Here is a 17579-nt window from a genome sequence, read left to right on the forward strand (position 1 = left end):
TTTAGATATACATGGCTTTGGTCATGATTTATCAAGACAAAACTTCGCTTTCACTTCCCCCAAAGGTAAATTCCAAAGTAATTCGGGTTCCCACGTATCTGGATTAAAATTAGTATTTTGTCCTCTTTGATAAGCTTTCCACATTCTTTCTCTAGCTGAAGAGGTTTGATTGGGTAAGCGTTTACGAATCACTCTTAGTAATCCGACACCTATAAGTAAATTAAAAAATCCAAACTTTGCTCCTAATAGAAAAGCTTGTAATTCAGCTTCACCAATTGGACTGCTATCATAACCAGTTAAAACATGAACACCATCATGCAATTGTTTGCGACGGAAACCAGTAGTTAAAGGTTGTAAATTATTATTATCAAGAAAATCCGCCCAAGCTTTACCAAAAGTTCCTTGTTTACAACAACGTAATTCTTCTATTTTGACAATTTGAGGTACGCTTTGACCTTTGGTTTCAGAGAACTTATCTATAAGATTGAAAAAGCGTTGAGTGTTTGGTGTTTTAACAACTGACTTATCTTCTATTAACATGATTTTAAATCGCTGGTTTACTTGTTTTGATATCTAACATCATAAACAGCAAACCCCAACATACACATGAGGAGGAAGTCACGAATTCCTATTCCTACTCATGACTTAAGTCATAGAGTATCTTCTTTTGTAATCGTTCAAAAACAACCTCACCATCTGTAATTCTTCCTTGTTCAATTTGTTCAGTTCCTACAGCAATTTTCTGACACAATTCTTCCAGTCTTCTTTCTCTTTCTTCTAAAAGCTGAAATGCTTCATTAATAATATCATCCACATTATTAAATTTCACCGTAGCCATCTGCTCTTGAATAAATTTCTCTTGCTCTGGTTTAAGTTGAATATTCATCTCTTTTACCTTCATCTAACCAATACCATTATTTTAACTCCAGTAACTTCTATAATTACCTTTCCAAACAAACCACCTCTCTCTTACCCTCTTTCCTCAGCATCCTCAGCGTCTCTGCGGTTTATCAAATCAACAATATTAAGGTAAGATCGGTAACTTTCCTATCTATACTTCCCAATCATGACAACCGGTATTTGGATATTAGGCGACCAACTATATTTAACCCAAGCAGCTTTACAAACTTGTAATAACTCCTCAAAAACACCAATTATCTTCATCGAATCCTATTCCCATATCAAAAAAATTAAATATCACAAACAAAAGTTGGTATTTATTTGGTCAGCAATGCGTCATTTTGCCGACGAATTGCGTCAACAAGGTTATTCAGTAACTTACGAAATAGCAGAAGATTTTCAAAATCCCCTGGAATCATGGATAAACGAAAATCAAATTGACGAATTACAAATCATGTCTCCCAATGACAAACCTTTTCTACAAACAATCGAAAATTTAAAATTACCTTGCGATATTAACTTACTTCCCAACAATCAATTTTTATGGACTTCTGAAGATTTTCATAAATGGGCTAAAAATCGCAAGCGGTTGTTAATGGAAGACTTTTACAGAGAAGGAAGAAAGCGTTTCGATATTTTGATGGAAGATGATAAACCCGTTGGCGGAAAATGGAATCTTGATAAGGAAAATCGCAAACCACCCAAAGGTAAATTAAATACTCCAGAGCCTTTATGGTTTGAAGCAGATAATATTACTCAAGAAGTAATTCAACAAGTTAATTCCCTTGATATCCCAACCTATGGAGAAGTTAAAGAATTTCGCTGGGGAGTAACTCGTTTACAAGCATTAAAAGTATTAAAATATTTTATCGAAGTTCGTTTACCAGATTTTGGACCATATCAAGATGCGATGGTAACAGGAGAAGAAACAATGTGGCACGCTATGCTTTCTCCCTACATTAATATTGGTTTACTGCAACCCTTAGAAATAATTCAAGCAGCAGAGCAAGCTTATGAAGAAAATCAACTTGCATTAAATAGCGTTGAAGGTTTCATCCGTCAGGTGTTGGGATGGAGAGAATATATGCATGGAATTTATCATCATGTAGATGCTGATTATCCAGAGCAGAATTGGTTTGAACATCATAAACCATTACCCGAATTCTTTTGGAATGGGGAAACCAAAATGAACTGTCTGCATCAAGTATTAACTCAGGTGATGGATACAGGTTATGCTCATCATATTCAAAGATTGATGGTATTAAATAACTTTGGTTTAATTGCCGGAATATCACCGCAACAATTGGAAAACTGGTTTCATGCAGCATTTATAGACGCTTACGACTGGGTAATGCAAACCAATGTTATAGGCATGGGGCAATATGCAGATGGTGGTTTACTCGCATCAAAACCTTATGCAGCATCAGCTAACTATATTAATAAAATGAGCGATTATTGTAAAAGTTGTTATTACAAGCATTCAAAACGTACCGGAGAAAAAGCTTGTCCCTTCAACTTCTTATATTGGGATTTTTTAAATAGACATCGGGATAAATTGAAGAATGAGGGAAGGATGAATTTTATTTTGAGGAATCTTGATAAGATGTCTCCCGAAGAATTAGAAACCATTCATCAGCAAGCAGAAGAAATAATTGCATGATTTATGGCTATTTATATAATCCATATTTAGCAGCTTTAGGTTTATTTACTATACAGGTTTATCTAATTCTGCTAGTTATCTTTTGGCTGTAAATTATGATTTCAAAATTAAGTGGCATATTCACATGAAAAATATAATTAAAAATAAACATCTGACAGCGACTTGAAATGATTTCAACTCAAACAAAGCGCGATCGCCTTTTTCTTTTCTGATGTTTTAATCTCTAATAGGGATTACAGCTAAATTCAACTTTACATATGACTCTTCCTCTCCCCCTCTGATTATCCGCGCATTGACAGTATATCAACTGAAGAATTTTGCAATAATTGAAAAATAGGTCATCATATGTAAGTTCTCAAAGCACACCGAAGCAAAGCTAGAAAAAAATAATTTAATGACACAATCAGAAAATATCCCCAAGCCAAGACCCAAACCACCAGTACCCAAAAAATTTCAACCAATAACGGTGGTAGATTGCAATACTGACAGCCCACGTATTTTTACACAATGCTATAAATGCGACCAACCCCTATTAATTCAAACTCACCACGATGGCACCGAACCAATAGACCATAGAGTCCAATGCCCCACTTGCGGAGGAATAGCATTTTTCGCCCACGCACCTCAAGTTACCGCTGTAATGCCATTAGGAGATGCATCTACATCTAATACTTAGTCTTCTAGGTTAAACAAGAGTGTAAATGTCCCCTTCTCTAGGGGATATTTTTATTTTTTGATATTTAGGATAATAAGTATAGCTGAATACATTATTCTCAAAATAAAAAAAATCAGTAGCTTCATTGAATTGCAGAGCTACTGATTTGGAAAGTAGTGTGTGTGAAGTGTGGAAATTTCGGTTGATTAAGGTTATCTAAATCACCAATTTAACTAGCATAACCGAAAATCTAATGAATGCGAAGTATTTTTTAAATAAAATTTTTATCGTAATTACTTAGAAGCTTGGATGTAGTCTATGAAGTACATAAGCAACACCCTTCCAAGAAAAAGCAGAGACTGAATGAATGGGTAACAGGAAAATAAGTAGGTAGGCACGAAAAATTGTCGTTGGGTAAAGGCAGGGGGCAGAGGGCAGAGGGGAAAGGAGTTTGAGTCTTATTTACGTTTATTTACACAAGATTATTTTTTTACGCCGACTTACTTAGTTCTAAAATCTTATCAAGCAGGGGAGCGTAATCTAACTCTGCTAATGAATTAGTGTTTTCATCAAAGGTATGTTTTGATGCCATAATGCCACCCCTTTTCAAAGTAAAATACTTAAATTATCTCGAAATAACAGTTAAGACTGCCTTAACTTTTTTATGTTGAGATAAGTTCTATAGTATCAACGTACCACATGGGGTCTTTAATTGGAAAACTTCAACAATATTTACTACGCTTTAGTAAAGACTATCTCTACAATGTAATTGAGTCAGAAATAATTTCTAAATATGCATTTCTATGTAGCAACGTGGTAAACAATTCAACTAATTTGATCGGTTATTACTTATGACCTAAAAATTCATCAACCGTAATCCCAGTCTGACGAATCAAACTTCTTAGTAAACCAGGGGCTAATTCTTTATGATTGGGAACTGATAAAGTAGGTTTTGAATCATGTCAGAGAATCATATGACTTCCGGTTTGATGGTCAAAAATGTAACCAAAAATTTCAAAGATTTTAACAGCTTCCTTACCTGAAATATTTGATAAACGTCCCATTTATATTACAACCTCTCCAATAAAAGATTGAGATTCTTTCTTTTGGTAAGGTTTTCCATGTTTTTCTTGAACGTAAAGATATCCTTTAATCGCATCTTTGATATTTTCAACCGCTTCATCAAGGGTTTTACCTTGACTAACACAACCAGGAAGTTCGGGAACTTCTGCTACATATCCTTGATATTCTGAATCAAATACAAAAATTACTTGAAATTTCACTATTAATTAACCTTTAACACCAAACGCTTAGCATTTATAAATTCTACCTATTCCCCAACCTCACAGAAACCAACTCACTCGCTAACTCAATCGCAGCTTTCATACTAGTAGCGTCAGCGATTCCCTTACCCGCAATATCAAAAGCCGTTCCGTGGTCGGGAGATGTTCTAATAAAAGGTAAACCAATAGTAGTATTAACCGCTCGATCAAAAGCCATTAACTTTACCGGAATCAAACCCTGATCGTGATAAAGCGCTAAATAACCATCCGCAGCACAAACATCGTTATTACCATACCAAGCTTGTCCCGGTTTTACCCACATCGTATCTGGAGGAATCAAACCTTGCAAAGTTAAGTTTGGACGCTTTTTCTTCTCCCCTTCCAACCAATCAATTAACCAATCCGCTTCCTCACGCCCCAACTGTCCCCTTTCTCCACTGTGGGGATTCAACCCCGCGATCGCAATAGTTCCGTTTTGAATTCCAAAGTCATTTTCCAAGCATTCCACCAGTAAATCTAACTTGGCACTCATCAATTCTGGTGTCAGCATTTTCGGAACATCACACAACGGTATATGTGTAGTAGCGAGTAAAGTCCGTAAAGTCCAATTAGTATGAGCAGAGCGAGCCACAAACAACATGCCAAACTTTTCTACACCAGCTTTCTGAGCTAAAAGTTCCGTTTGCCCCGGATAAACATGCCCCGCAGCCTTCCAAGCAGACTTCGCAATCGGTGCGGTAACTATTCCATCAAAATCACCCGCAAGTGTCGCAGCAATAGCCCCTTCCATATAAGCAAAACTTGCCGCACCACTCGCCGCATTTTCCACGCCGATAGTAATTTTATCCTTAATATTATCCTCCAAACTCACATCTAAAATAGATAAGTCAGCCGGATTGGGTAAAAAATCTATATTTCCATTTGTCTTTAAGTTGGTATAATTTTCTAATAACAGGCTGCGGTTTCCAACTAGAGTCAAATCGCAGCCTTGACCGACATTAGAATCCGCCAAAGCCTTTAGTACAACTTCAGTTCCAATCCCTGCCGGGTCTCCCAAAGTAATCGCCAAACGCGGACGATGGTCTAAATCTGGAATAACTATTTCTTGATTTGATTGATACATCACAATAATTAGAAGTTAGGAACTAAGAGTCGGAATTTAATAATTTTAATTTCTTTTCATTCCCAATTACCCATGTCCAATGCCCAATGCCCAGTTAACAACCACTCTGGTACACTTAACTTAATAATTAACTAATAAGGAGAACTCAAATGGGCGGCGAAATGTTCAACGCAGCTATATTATCCTTCGGCTTAATCTTCATTGGTTGGGCTATAGGTGTTTTATTACTTAAAATTCAAGGTGCAGAACCAGAATAAAAAGTCATACTGAATACGCGGAAAAACGCCTCACTTATTGGCTAGAGACTTTTAAAGCAGTCTCAGCCAAACTTAGAAGGTTTAGTAACAGATTTATCTTCACTTTTGCTTAAAAAAACAATTCTGATAAAATTGTTTTCATAAAAGTTAACATTTTTTAATCAAACCTGATGAAAATATTGATAGTAGGTGCCACCGGTACCTTGGGAAGACAGGTTGCTCGTAATGCCATTGATGCAGGTTATGAAGTACGGTGTCTAGTAAGAAGTTCTAGAAGAGCAGCATTTTTAAAGGAGTGGGGTGCAGAATTAGTGCGGGGAGACTTATGCTATCCCGAAACTCTAGAAGCAGCGATGGATGGTGTAAAAGCCGTAATTGACGCTTCAACTTCTCGTCCCACAGATTCACTGAGTATTAAGCAAGTAGATTGGGATGGAAAAGTTGCATTAATCAAAGCAGCAGCAGCAGCAGATATTGAACGTTTTATCTTTTTCTCCATATTAAATAATCAAGATTATCCAGAAGTGCCCTTAATGGAAATCAAGCGGTGTACGGAATTGTTTTTAGCAGAATCCGGCTTAAACTACACCGTTTTACAGTTAGCAGGCTTCATGCAGGGTTTGATTGGACAATACGGTATTCCAATATTAGAAGCACAGCCAGTATGGGTAACGGGAGATTCTTCACCCATCGCTTATATGGATACTCAAGATATTGCTAAATTTGCCATAAAAGCTCTTAAAACAGAAGAAACCGAGAATAAAACATTTCCAGTAGTAGGAACCCGTGCTTGGAGTGCCCAGGAAATTATCAACTTATGCGAGCGTTTATCCGGAAAAACAGCCAGAATCACCCGGATGCCTTTGGGCTTACTTCGTACTATTCGTAACACTCTGCGTTTCTTTCAATGGGGATGGAACGTATCCGATAGACTTTCTTTTACAGAAGTTTTAGCAAGCGGTAAGCCATTAGACGCTTCCATGGATGAGACATATAAAGCCTTCGACATAGATAAAAGCGAAATAACTACTTTAGAATCTTATTTGCAAGAATATTTCAATAGAATTACCAAAAAGCTTAGAGAACTAGATTATCAGCAAAATAAAGGCAAGAAAAAGAAAGAAAAAAGAACTCCTTTTAAGCAATCTTCTTAACGGCGATTGGGCATAGGGGATGGGGCATTGGGAATTGGGCTTTGAATTAATAACTCCTACTTCCTCCCTTAATCAATTAGGCAATCTTCTGCCGGGAAGGGAGTAACTCCTGCCTATAAAAAAACTCTAATTTTCCTATGCCCCATGCCCAATGCCCTATGCCCGTTACAAACAAAGTATGTACTAGATACACATTTTGTGTAACTATAAATTTAATAAAAAAACGTTTCCTTTAATTTGGATATTTGAACGTGCCGAAAGTAGGCATTATATACAATGACGAAAAGCCGATAGCAAATGACATTGCTGTCGAATTACAAGACAAATTCACCAATCTGGGTTGGGATGTATCTATCGCAACTGGTATTGGTGGAATTTTGGGTTATTCGACACCGCGCAGCCCTGTATGTCATACACCTATTGAAGGACTTACACCCCCTGGCTTTGATTCGTCTACAAAATTCGTTATAGTACTCGGTGGAGACGGTACGGTATTATCCGCGTCTAGGCAAGTTGCACCATCTAGAATACCGATGCTGGCAATAAATACCGGTCACATGGGTTTTTTGACAGAAGCTTATGTGAATCAATTACCATCAGCAATAGAGCAGGTTTTAGAGGGTAATTACGAAATTGAAGAACGAGCAATGCTCGCCGTCAAAGTGTTTCGCAAAGAGTCGGTACTCTGGGAAGCCTTGTGTCTAAATGAAATGGTATTGCATCGCGAACCTTTGACTTCCATGTGCCATTTTGAAATTGCAATTGGCGGTCATGCATCCGTGGATATAGCCGCAGATGGTATTATTGTCTCTACGCCAACGGGTTCCACTGCTTATTCTTTGAGTGCTGGGGGTCCCGTAGTCGCTCCTGGTGTGGCAGTATTACAGTTAGTACCTATTTGTCCCCATTCATTAGCATCAAGAGCATTAGTATTCCCCGATAGCGAACCAGTTAATATTCATCCGGTAAATGCAACTCAATTAGTAATGACAGTTGATGGTAATGGTGGGTGTTATGTATTTCCAGAAGACCGCGTCACAATAGAAAAATCAGATTATAGCGCCCGTTTTATTCGTCTGCAATCGCCAGAGTTCTTTAGAATTTTACGAGAAAAGTTAGGTTGGGGTTTACCTCATATTGCTAAACCAACCTCCGTAGAAATTCCTTGAACGATTCTTAGCGGCTTAAAGTAAAAATATTAATTCAAAAGTTGTAGAGGGAGTAGTAGTACTGCCTCTATAAAATCTTTATTCGGCGATGATTATAAAAACAATCTTAAAAATTTAGTATATTTCCATATGTTCGATTAAAACTTGGACGTGCTAAAACATTGTAGAAAAGGCAGTAAGTATAAAATAATTGTAATTAAAGCAACCATTACGATTATTTTGCGTCTTACTTTTCACTCAGATATAAAAAGTATCTGTTCGTAAAATCTAATCAGAAGTTCCGCTTTTTGAGTTTTACTATTCTCAAGGTGGCATTTAACGAAAACTAACGGCAAATTAATTAATAGTGTAACTTTGTTTCCTGTTAAGCTAATGAATTCAAAGAAAGAAGATATTCTTATTCTTTTTTTTCAAATTGTCTGGGGCTTTCAATAAAGATTGTAGATTCTAGTTTAGTATAATTACGTAATTAGTTTGTAATTTTTGAATTTTATTCCTAAAATAAATTTGAATTTCAAACTTCAAACTTTCTACTTAAACTTAAACCTAAAATCTCATATCAATCATATAAGGGGCTGCGCTAAATTGCCCCAACTCAGGAATATAATGGTGCATCTTTATAAAGAAATGGTATAAAATCGTAAATTTAAAATACTAAATCGAATGACTCTTGCTTACAACCCTTGTGTTTTAGTAATAGAAAGCGACGAAAAGCTTGCAAGTCAGCTTTCTTCAGATTTAAAAGAAATTGGCTACGAACCGATTTTAGCCTCAAATACAACCTCTGGTTTGCAACATAACCGCGATAAACAACCAGCTTTGATTGTTGTCGATAGAATGCTAGCCGGAGAATCGGGAATCTCCTTATGTAAAAATCTCAGAAGTAACGGCGTGTGTACTCCAGTACTGATGTTAATGGCAAGAGATTCAGTTGATGATAGAGCAGCTTGCTTAGAAGCAGGAGCCGATGATTATTTTCTCAAGCCTTACCGCTCCGAAAATTTCATGAATCTAGTTAAGCTGTATTTAAAACCCGATACAGATACTTCAGAACAATTACGTTTCGGAGATTTAATTTTAGACTTAGCGACTCGTAGGGCTATAAATAACGAACGAGTCATTGATTTGACAATGAAGGAATTTGAGCTGTTAAAGTACTTAATGGAACATCCTCGTGAAGTTTTAACTCGCGAGCAGATTCTGGAAAATGTCTGGGGCTATGACTTTATGGGTGAGTCAAACGTCATTGAAGTTTATATCCGTTACTTGCGATTAAAAATAGAAGACGAAAGTCAAAAACGGTTAATTCAAACTGTACGCGGTGTCGGCTATGTATTAAGAGATTCTTAATTTTAAGTTATCTAAATAATTTGTAGAAGCAAAGTGTTTCATCGCTAGTTGCTTCACAAACAGTTGCAGGTATTTATAGATTTTTTCCTGCCGGAGATAGCGTTTAAACCTTAAAAAAATCTGAATTTATATAGTCGGTTCAAATAAAAAACGCAGGATTAATATTAGTTAATTATATTGATTGATGATTTGTAGTAGTTAGAGCTTATAGTTCGGCTATCTCTAGTAACAAACGAGACACGGTTGCTGTAAATTCTTCATACTTCTATCAATTATTTGCTAGAATGCAAAACCTAAAATCAATCGAATTTGGAGTAATAATTAAAAATTTCATGAAATATTATCGCTTATTATTGCCGATAACCCTAGGCATTTTACTGACAAGTTGTTTTCAACAGACACCAGCAAAATCTCCCGATATTACCGTATCTCAAAGTCCTCAAAGCGTGAATAACTTAGGTCAAGAACTACCAATTTCTGCTGTTGCAACAATTCCCAACGGTACAAAAATTCAACTAGAGGTAGCCCGTACACCACAGCAACAAGCAATGGGATTAATGTACAGACAGGCTTTACCAGATAACCGAGGAATGCTATTTGAATTTAATTCTCCTCAACCAGTTAGTTTTTGGATGAAAAATGTACCTGTTCCCTTAGATATGCTTTTTCTGCACAAAGGAATAGTCCAATATATTGCAAATTCTGCACCCCCCTGTACCAAAGCACCTTGCCCTACCTACGGACCAAGAACTCTTATCGATCAAGTAATTGAGTTGCGCTCTGGAAGAGCTGCGGAATTAGGATTAAAAAAAGGAGATAAGGTAATAATTAATTCAATTGAATCGCCATAATTACTTAATAGGTGAATAGGATATATCTGCTTATATAGCTGAATAGGTATATATAGAATAGATTATTGATAAAAAAGTATCAATAGCAGTGGTATAAAAAGCGATTGTGATGTTAAGATTTGCATTGCAGCTAGTCAATAGCCAACTCTTAGGTTAAAGTCAAGTAAAAATTTATAAGCGATCGCAAAAATCTTCCTTTTGGTGTACGTGTAAACAGTCGCTAATAAGGGAGTATAGCTATGGAATCTTTGTTACAAGAAATGAAATTAGCTGTCATTACTTAAGTAGAAAGTATTAAACTTTTTAAAATTCAGCAAAGTGTTACTTGAGACTGTTGACAATAAATCAAGCTAAAATATTTATTTCCCGTACATTCTCCTTTGTGAACCAGACATAGGACAAACTGTACTCAATGATTTAGTAAACAACTATGCGGTGACAAATGAATTACTGGCTACTAGCTACGGATGCACAATGGACAGATATATAACAATAGACCCCACTGAAGGAGGTGAGATAAAAATGACACAATCTACTTATTCGCGACTGATTCGTTTTTTGCAAGACGATTTATCAATTTCTGCCGCTTCGCTAGCGGTAGCTTTGAGGCATAGCGAGCAAGATCCAGGTCCCCTACCAATGATTCTGTGGCAGTATGGTTTGGTTACTTTAGAACAGTTAGAGCAAATTTACGATTGGTTGGAAACAGCATAGATGATGAGTAGTGCAATATGGAGAATTGAAATATGTTGTTGCAAAGACTCCACTTTTTGCGAAAACTGATTCCACGTTTAGCGATATACAAATTAAAAGAGCGAGTTGAATAATCAACTCGCTCTTTTAATTTTTGTAGTGTTTTCTTTATTAGTTGCAAAATTTATGCTTGCCTCTTAGTAAAATAATTTTTTTGCGATGACAATTAAATTTAATGGTATATTAAACATCTATTTTATTCTTGATGCTGTTTGTACAATGAAGACAGCAGCAAGGTAGTCTCAGGAAAACTGCTGTAGGGCAAAAAAATAATCTTAGTCATTGGTACACCGCCGTAAAACGGCGGTGCCTGCGATGAACGCATTCTGCGGTAACTTAGTTAAGCGATATAACGCTCTTCAAGCTTGACAATATGAAACTAGATTTTTATATGCTCTCACGGTAAATAACCTAAGACATAACTTAGGCGATGCTTTTATAATTTGTATTGCCCTACTAGCTGTTACGGTAACTTTTGATTATTCAGAAGTTGCTACTTGTCCCGAATTAAGGTGGTTTATCGACCAACGATGGGAAACTTCCATAGAAGAAACTTGACAAACCTGCTCTAATTGCTTTTGTTGCACGGCAGCTTTACGGAGAGTAATAATTAATTGATTTACCTGATTCCGTAAATTGGGATTTTGATTAACTGCTGTCATTGTTTGCCTTTCGAGCAATTGCAGTAATAATTCGTAATGTATGGGTGAAGGAAGAGGAATTTGCTCCATGAAGTTAAAAAATATAGGTTGATGTTCGTTTGGCTCGACTCAAGATGTGTGATACATGAATTTTTACACAGCCAACAAGCTTATCGGTTGAAGTTGCGAAAAAGTTAGTTATGAAGATGTTGTAAACAGATTGGTAATAGCTAAAGCTGGATCTGGTTGTTTCACCAAAGATTCACCAATCAATACAGCAGATGCCCCACTCTGAGCGACTAAACTTAAATCGGATGGGGTATATAATCCCGATTCGCTCACAACAAGAATATTGCGATCGTTTAATTGTTTATTTCTTGCCTGTAATAACTTACAAGTAGTTTGTAAGTCAACAGAAAAATCTTCTAAATTACGATTGTTGATACCAATCAGGGAAACACCATCCAAAGCTAAAACCCTGTCAAGCTCTTCTAGAGTATGAACTTCAATCAAAGCAGTTAATTTTAAAGCCTTAGCGATTTTGATGAAATATTGCAAATCTTTGTCGCTGAGTACTGCTGCAATCAGCAAAACTGCATCAGCACCGCGAATCCGTGCTAAATACATTTGGTAAGGATAAATAATAAATTCCTTACACAGTAAAGGTAAATCGACAGCAGCCCTTACCTTGGATAGATTTTCAAAACTGCCTTGAAAAAACTTTTTATCTGTAAGTACCGAAAGGCAGCTAGCGCCACCTTTTTGATACTCAAGAGCAATTTGTACGGGGTCAAAATCTTCTCGTATAACTCCTTTACTGGGAGAAGCCTTTTTTACTTCTGCAATTAAAGCTGGTTTTGTTTTGCCTTGACGTAGAGCAGCCAGAAAATCTTTACTGGGTGGAACATTCTTCACCTGACGCTGCAAATCCTGTAAAGATTGCTTTTCGCGCATTTGGTCAACTTCCGCTTCTTTATACCAAATAATTTCTTCCAAAATATTGCTTGGTTCGGCATCAGTAGCAGCAATTTGATACCGCAAAGACATTACGGCAATATCGGGATTGGGGGGACGACGACGGATTTGCATTGTTATTTGGTAATTGGTAGTTGGTAATAGGGCATTGGGCATTGGGATTAGGGAAGAGGGGGGAGATAGTTTTAACTGTTGACTCCTCACTCCTCACTGTTGACTGTTCGCTGTTAACTGTTAACTAACAGCAGCTCGCTTGTATGCTTCATCCAAAACTTCCGAAAGTGTTGGATGTGCGTGGACTAAATGAGCCAGGGAATTAACGCTTTGACGATTAGCGATCGCCGCACTTGCTTCGTGGATGATATCGGCTGCGTGAAGTCCGAAAATATGGACTCCCAACACTTCTCCAGTGTCTTTGCGGTATACAACCTTGGCGATTCCGTCGGCTTCTCCTTCAGCTAAAGCTTTGGAATTACCTTTGAAGTAACTTTTACTTACACCAACTTCAAAACCTTCAGCTTCAGCTTTTTCTTTAGCTTGCTCTTGAGTCATTCCCACATAGCTAATTTCTGGATGAGTAAATGCTGCTGCGGGAATACTGGAATAATCAATTTCCTTTGTTCTACCGCAAATGTTTTCGACAGCCGTAATACCTTGAGCCGAAGCAGCATGAGCCAACATCATCTTGCCAGTAGCATCACCAATTGCCCATAAATGAGGTACTGGTTCCCCTTGACTTAATACAGCCATTGAGTCGTTTACTGGGATAAACTTACGGCGATCGAGTTCAACGCTAACTGAATCCAAACCTATATTTTGCGTAGCTGGAATTCTTCCGGTAGCAACCAAACAAGCATCAACTTCCAACACGTCAACATCTTCTTTAGTTTTAAAATCTGCTAATTCAATTATTACCGGCGAACCAGGGATAATTTTTTTAGCATATATTCCAGAATAAGTTTCAATATCGCGAGGGTTTATCAATACTCTTTCGGCAAGTTTAGCAATATCGCGGTCAAATCCCGGCATTAACTGCGGTAAAGCTTCTATCATGGTAATTTCGCAACCCAAAGCCGAATAAACATCGGAAAATTCCAAACCGATGTAGCCGCTACCGACAATTGCTACCCATTGCGGCAACCATTCCAATCTTACCGCTTGGTCGCTAGTAAATACGGTTTTACCGTCAACTTCAATCCCCGGTGGCACAAAAGGAACCGAACCGGTTGAGAGAATAATATCCTTAGCAGTAATAGTTTTTTCACCATTGGAGCTATCAACCGTAACCTTTTGTTTTCCGGCGATTTTACCCCAACCTTGAATAATATCAACACCCAAACGTTTGAGAGAATTAGTTAAATCTCCTTGAATCTTTGCTACCAAATTATTGGCATGATTGGCGATATCCTCTCTTTCAAATCGAACATTATCAATTTGAATGCCCATAGACTTAAGATGGTAAGCATCGCGTAGCTCCCGCACTCTTCCGGAAGCTGCAAGTAAAGCCTTCGAGGGGATACAGCCACGATTAACGCAAGTCCCCCCCATATCACCAGCTTCAATAATTGCGGTTTTCAATCCGCAGCTAACGGCGTGTAAGGCAGCGCCATGTCCACCTACTCCAGCGCCTACAATCACCAAATCATAATCAAATGACTGACTCACCGTCTTATTACTCCGCTTGCTTTACCGTATCAATTCTTAACTGAGTGCAGCGATACTGCAAGTATTTTTTATTTTAGAGTTTTGCCAAACTTTATATTATAGTTTTTGCTCGCCGGGTGGTTAACAATAGCTTTGCGATTGTTTACAAGAACTATGAGTTAACGTAAATGTGTTCAGGAATACAAAGTTTGCCAAATAATGGTTGTTCGTAATTGGCATTAGTTAATATTAATAGTAATAAGTTAGTAGGTTGGGTTAAACGGAGTCCAACCCAACATTATCTTGAAAAGTAAACCAAATAATTGAAAACAATAGTTTTTATTCAAAAATATATCTCATCTAAAGCCACAATATTGATGTTGGGTTAGGTTGTATTCTCAATATTTTATACCTATAAATAATTAGTGCGCCTTTAACCCAACCTACCATTACCTATTCTCCAGAAATCATTCTTTGAAGCTCTATATATTTTTCTTGACTGAGACGATAAACTTCTGGTTCGGGCTTACCAATAAGATGTCCTTGAACATAAGTGACACCAATTTCTTTCAATTGATATAAACTAATTGGAGTTTCTTCATCCACACCTTCAACAATCACATTGGGTGGATATAAATTATTAGCTTTAACTATTTGATGAACAAAATTAATAATTAAATAATTGGATTGGTGATGTAGAATTTCGCGGTCAATTTTGACGTGACATGGGTTTAAACCTGCCAGTCGAGAAACAGAAGAATGACCAACTCCAAAATCATCAATGGCAAATCGAATGTTGAATTTGTGAACATATTCTAAAAGCTTATTTTTGAAAAACAATAAAGGGTTATCCAGTCTGACACCATCATTAAAATTGGGCAATTCAGATTTTTCTGAGATTTCTAAAATTAAATTTCGTGGTGAAATAATATTTTCTTCAATAACTTCTCTAACAGTTTCAAAATATGCCTCTTTAATTAATGATTCTGGATATACATTAACTGATAATGGGACAACATCACTAAGTCTTCTTTGTTTGGATTTTCTAGCTTGTTTATAGCTTTGTGCCGCAACTCTCAGAAAATATTGGTCTAATTCAAGTTTAAATTGAGAACCCCATAATTCAGCAGCTTGAAATAAATCCACGGGAGCAGTTAAGCTCTGGGTATCTCTGGCTAAAGCTTCCCAACCACTGATAAAAAATTCATTAACATCTATACAAATAACGGGTTCAAAATAAACAACCATTTTTTGTAATCGTTCGCAAAATAGTTGAAACCGTCTGTCATATAGGGATTTAGAAACAAATTTAAAATCCTTTTTTAAAGCATCAATAATAGCTGCCTCTACAAACATAGGCTCTAATGATTCTTGAGTACTTTGATAAAAACTCGATAAAATTTTGCCGTATGCATCTCCAAGTAAGTATGAATCGCGAGGTAAACCGCAAACCACCATAATTTCAGCTTCCGGAGGCATTTTTAACGGTATAATCGCAAAAGTATTAGCATAATTATTTCCATACTCATTGATTTTGCATGTCCCATGATATGAGGGATTGAAAACTGATTCGTAAGAAATAATTGGGAAAATTGTGGTATTTAAGATATTGATATAAGCATTATGGTCTATATTATCTGCTAAATTGCTTTGCGATTTCACAACACAATTATCATCGCTGTCGTTTTTGAGTACGAATACAAAATCAGCCTCAGAAGCTTCTCTAATAGATTCTAGTTTTTGAAATTCTAATGTCTCTGATAAAATATTTTCAGTATTTTGGATATTAGAAAAATATGATAGTTGATTAATTAAAATCTCAATAAATGACTCAAACGTTTCTAAGAAGTTGGGTAGATAATCGAATTGCAACGAACAATCGTCATAATTTTGTTGTTGCTGCGTTCTTCCTAACTTTAACTCACCAAAATTTATCTGATTTCTAAGAAGCGAACAACTTGTTTGATGAGATGTATATACCTTAGACAACTGAATTTTACAGCCTTCTTCAAAAGCATAAATTTCAGGTTTAGTTTTAGGTGCAGTTTTCCGCATTCTCGTGCGAGTATATTCATGCAGTTCATCAACTGAAATCACACCATCGCCATCTATATCAGCTTTACCATTTTCAATTCCTTCAACAAGAAAGCGCGTGTAAATAGAATGATTAGAAGCTTGCTCCTCAAAAGAGTATTGAGTAGAAGTAGAAGAAGTTAAAACTGCTCTTCCTTCTCCTCCCAACTGACTTTTAATATCTATATGCCCATCATTCTTTACAGTCATACCTCTAGCAAAAGCACCGCTAAAGCAACAATCAAGAATAATGACTTGTCTCCTGGAAAAGCTTTTATCCATGACGTTATGCACAAAACTCGCAGGCACCGTACTTGAAGTAATTAATTGTCCGTTGGGATGCTTATAAGTTTGACTACTAGCTAAATAAAGATCGCCGTTGTCATCTTTGATGCCATGTCCTGAAAAATACAGCAATACCAAATCATCTTTCCCAGAGTTAGAGAAAATTTTCTCAATCTCCATACTCATATTTGGTATCTGTGGATTTTTTAATACCTTGATATTTTCTACGGGAAAATCACCCATACCTGGATGCTGCAAAACACGTTGCATCGCATCAACATCCTTAAGGGCACCTGGCAGGGGATTCAACTCGTATTCATAATCGCTTACCCCAATCAGCAATGCCAATTTTTTCATTCCTTTACCTATACAGCTAATAAAATGTTTACGAAAAACTGATTTTAATTAATTTCAATTTTGAGCGCTTAAGAAATTACAGTCCCTAGACGTTAAGGTTGGCTAATCCGAACATTAATTTTTGTTCGCATCTTGAGCATAACTTTTGCTTAACGTCATCATCACTATTACATAATTATTTTCAGTTCGATGTAATTTCAGTATTGCAAGCACTAAATAATACATTTTTGATTGTAATTACATAGTGTTTTTGCATAAATCAAAGATTTTGTTAAAACTCAAAGCATCTCATCACAATTGGTTTTGCCGAATTTCTACACTTAAAATGCATTGAATGTAAAAAAGTAGCTTGGTGATTAAAAATATGATTAGCCCCCCTTCCCCCAGAGGGATTTAGGGGGCTAATAAATACAGGAAAAACAAATTCATATTTCAATTCAGCAACGCCA

General features: G+C 36.6%; 16 protein-coding genes and 1 pseudogene. 8 read left to right on the forward strand and 9 right to left on the reverse strand.

Annotated features, from left to right (window positions below; genetic code table 11):
* Positions 1-21: 21 nt before the first annotated feature.
* Both RIV7116_RS21100 and RIV7116_RS21105 read right to left on the reverse strand, forming a co-directional pair.
* Positions 22-540 (reverse strand): Coq4 family protein, encoded by a 519-nt coding sequence (locus RIV7116_RS21100; RefSeq protein WP_015120343.1) that lies wholly within the window; start codon positions 538-540, stop codon positions 22-24.
* A gap of 94 nt (positions 541-634) precedes the next feature.
* Positions 635-886 (reverse strand): type II toxin-antitoxin system ParD family antitoxin, encoded by a 252-nt coding sequence (locus RIV7116_RS21105; RefSeq protein WP_015120344.1) that lies wholly within the window; start codon positions 884-886, stop codon positions 635-637.
* A gap of 180 nt (positions 887-1066) precedes the next feature.
* Between RIV7116_RS21105 and RIV7116_RS21110 the strand changes: the two genes are divergently transcribed.
* On the forward strand, positions 1067-2560 hold the full coding sequence (locus tag RIV7116_RS21110) for a cryptochrome/photolyase family protein (RefSeq protein ID WP_015120345.1): 1494 nt from the start codon (positions 1067-1069) through the stop codon (positions 2558-2560).
* A gap of 394 nt (positions 2561-2954) precedes the next feature.
* Positions 2955-3236, forward strand: coding sequence for a hypothetical protein (locus tag RIV7116_RS21115; RefSeq protein WP_015120347.1), 282 nt, complete (start codon positions 2955-2957; stop codon positions 3234-3236).
* Between the two features lie 824 nt (positions 3237-4060).
* Here RIV7116_RS21115 and RIV7116_RS37070 read toward each other — a convergent pair.
* From RIV7116_RS37070 to pdxA, 3 genes and pseudogenes are all read right to left on the reverse strand, one after another.
* Positions 4061-4165, reverse strand: a pseudogene (locus RIV7116_RS37070) (type II toxin-antitoxin system HicA family toxin); the annotation flags it as partial.
* Positions 4166-4279: 114 nt separating this feature from the next.
* Complete coding sequence (locus tag RIV7116_RS21125; protein ID WP_015120349.1) at positions 4280-4498, reverse strand: type II toxin-antitoxin system HicB family antitoxin; 219 nt, start codon at positions 4496-4498, stop codon at positions 4280-4282.
* A 43-nt stretch (positions 4499-4541) separates the two neighbouring features.
* Positions 4542-5621 carry a 4-hydroxythreonine-4-phosphate dehydrogenase PdxA gene (gene pdxA, locus RIV7116_RS21130; protein WP_015120350.1) on the reverse strand — a complete coding sequence of 360 codons (1080 nt, stop codon included), beginning with the start codon at positions 5619-5621 and terminating at the stop codon, positions 4542-4544.
* Between the two features lie 149 nt (positions 5622-5770).
* On the opposite strand from pdxA, the gene RIV7116_RS21135 reads away from it, so the two are divergent.
* From RIV7116_RS21135 to RIV7116_RS21160, 6 genes are all read left to right on the forward strand, one after another.
* A complete protein-coding gene (locus tag RIV7116_RS21135) occupies positions 5771-5878 on the forward strand; it encodes a PetM family cytochrome b6-f complex subunit 7 (protein ID WP_015120351.1) in 108 nt (35 codons plus the stop codon).
* A 170-nt stretch (positions 5879-6048) separates the two neighbouring features.
* A complete protein-coding gene (locus RIV7116_RS21140) occupies positions 6049-7032 on the forward strand; it encodes an SDR family oxidoreductase (RefSeq protein WP_015120352.1) in 984 nt (327 codons plus the stop codon).
* Between the two features lie 251 nt (positions 7033-7283).
* The gene (locus tag RIV7116_RS21145) at positions 7284-8201 is read left to right on the forward strand and encodes an NAD(+) kinase (protein ID WP_015120353.1); all 918 of its coding nucleotides are present in this window, start codon (positions 7284-7286) and stop codon (positions 8199-8201) included.
* A gap of 663 nt (positions 8202-8864) precedes the next feature.
* Positions 8865-9551: a response regulator transcription factor NblR gene (nblR, locus tag RIV7116_RS21150; protein WP_015120354.1), complete on the forward strand. Its 687-nt coding sequence runs from the start codon at positions 8865-8867 to the stop codon at positions 9549-9551.
* 332 nt (positions 9552-9883) lie between these two features.
* Positions 9884-10402: a DUF192 domain-containing protein gene (locus RIV7116_RS21155; protein WP_044292131.1), complete on the forward strand. Its 519-nt coding sequence runs from the start codon at positions 9884-9886 to the stop codon at positions 10400-10402.
* Positions 10403-10924: 522 nt separating this feature from the next.
* Positions 10925-11116, forward strand: coding sequence for a DUF2949 domain-containing protein (locus RIV7116_RS21160; protein WP_198287544.1), 192 nt, complete (start codon positions 10925-10927; stop codon positions 11114-11116).
* Between the two features lie 518 nt (positions 11117-11634).
* Here the strand turns inward: RIV7116_RS21160 and RIV7116_RS21165 are convergent.
* The 4 genes from RIV7116_RS21165 to RIV7116_RS21180 all read right to left on the reverse strand — a co-directional run bounded on the left by RIV7116_RS21165 (position 11635) and on the right by RIV7116_RS21180 (position 17130).
* Positions 11635-11886 (reverse strand): DUF5340 domain-containing protein, encoded by a 252-nt coding sequence (locus RIV7116_RS21165; protein WP_015120357.1) that lies wholly within the window; start codon positions 11884-11886, stop codon positions 11635-11637.
* Between the two features lie 108 nt (positions 11887-11994).
* Complete coding sequence (trpC, locus tag RIV7116_RS21170) at positions 11995-12885, reverse strand: indole-3-glycerol phosphate synthase TrpC (RefSeq protein ID WP_044292132.1); 891 nt, start codon at positions 12883-12885, stop codon at positions 11995-11997.
* A 120-nt stretch (positions 12886-13005) separates the two neighbouring features.
* Positions 13006-14436, reverse strand: coding sequence for a dihydrolipoyl dehydrogenase (gene lpdA / locus RIV7116_RS21175; protein WP_015120359.1), 1431 nt, complete (start codon positions 14434-14436; stop codon positions 13006-13008).
* Positions 14437-14868: 432 nt separating this feature from the next.
* On the reverse strand, positions 14869-17130 hold the full coding sequence (locus RIV7116_RS21180) for an EAL domain-containing protein (protein ID WP_015120360.1): 2262 nt from the start codon (positions 17128-17130) through the stop codon (positions 14869-14871).
* Between the last annotated feature and the right edge of the window lie 449 nt (positions 17131-17579).

It is taken from the genome of Rivularia sp. PCC 7116, from assembly GCF_000316665.1.
In the GTDB taxonomy this organism is placed as follows: domain Bacteria; phylum Cyanobacteriota; class Cyanobacteriia; order Cyanobacteriales; family Nostocaceae; genus Rivularia.

What these genes read in the sequence shown, in the direction of transcription:
- RIV7116_RS21155 (WP_044292131.1), top strand. Translation starts at nt 9,884, where the DNA reads ATGAAATATTATCGCTTATTATTGCCGATAACCCTAGGCATTTTACTG.
- RIV7116_RS21180 (WP_015120360.1), bottom strand. Translation starts at nt 17,130, where the DNA reads ATGAAAAAATTGGCATTGCTGATTGGGGTAAGCGATTATGAATACGAG.
- RIV7116_RS21105 (WP_015120344.1), bottom strand. Translation starts at nt 886, where the DNA reads ATGAATATTCAACTTAAACCAGAGCAAGAGAAATTTATTCAAGAGCAG.
- RIV7116_RS21160 (WP_198287544.1), top strand. Translation starts at nt 10,925, where the DNA reads ATGACACAATCTACTTATTCGCGACTGATTCGTTTTTTGCAAGACGAT.
- RIV7116_RS21165 (WP_015120357.1), bottom strand. Translation starts at nt 11,886, where the DNA reads ATGGAGCAAATTCCTCTTCCTTCACCCATACATTACGAATTATTACTG.
- RIV7116_RS21110 (WP_015120345.1), top strand. Translation starts at nt 1,067, where the DNA reads ATGACAACCGGTATTTGGATATTAGGCGACCAACTATATTTAACCCAA.
- nblR (WP_015120354.1), top strand. Translation starts at nt 8,865, where the DNA reads ATGACTCTTGCTTACAACCCTTGTGTTTTAGTAATAGAAAGCGACGAA.
- trpC (WP_044292132.1), bottom strand. Translation starts at nt 12,885, where the DNA reads ATGCAAATCCGTCGTCGTCCCCCCAATCCCGATATTGCCGTAATGTCT.
- RIV7116_RS21135 (WP_015120351.1), top strand. Translation starts at nt 5,771, where the DNA reads ATGGGCGGCGAAATGTTCAACGCAGCTATATTATCCTTCGGCTTAATC.
- pdxA (WP_015120350.1), bottom strand. Translation starts at nt 5,621, where the DNA reads ATGTATCAATCAAATCAAGAAATAGTTATTCCAGATTTAGACCATCGT.
- RIV7116_RS21140 (WP_015120352.1), top strand. Translation starts at nt 6,049, where the DNA reads ATGAAAATATTGATAGTAGGTGCCACCGGTACCTTGGGAAGACAGGTT.
- RIV7116_RS21115 (WP_015120347.1), top strand. Translation starts at nt 2,955, where the DNA reads ATGACACAATCAGAAAATATCCCCAAGCCAAGACCCAAACCACCAGTA.
- RIV7116_RS21100 (WP_015120343.1), bottom strand. Translation starts at nt 540, where the DNA reads ATGTTAATAGAAGATAAGTCAGTTGTTAAAACACCAAACACTCAACGC.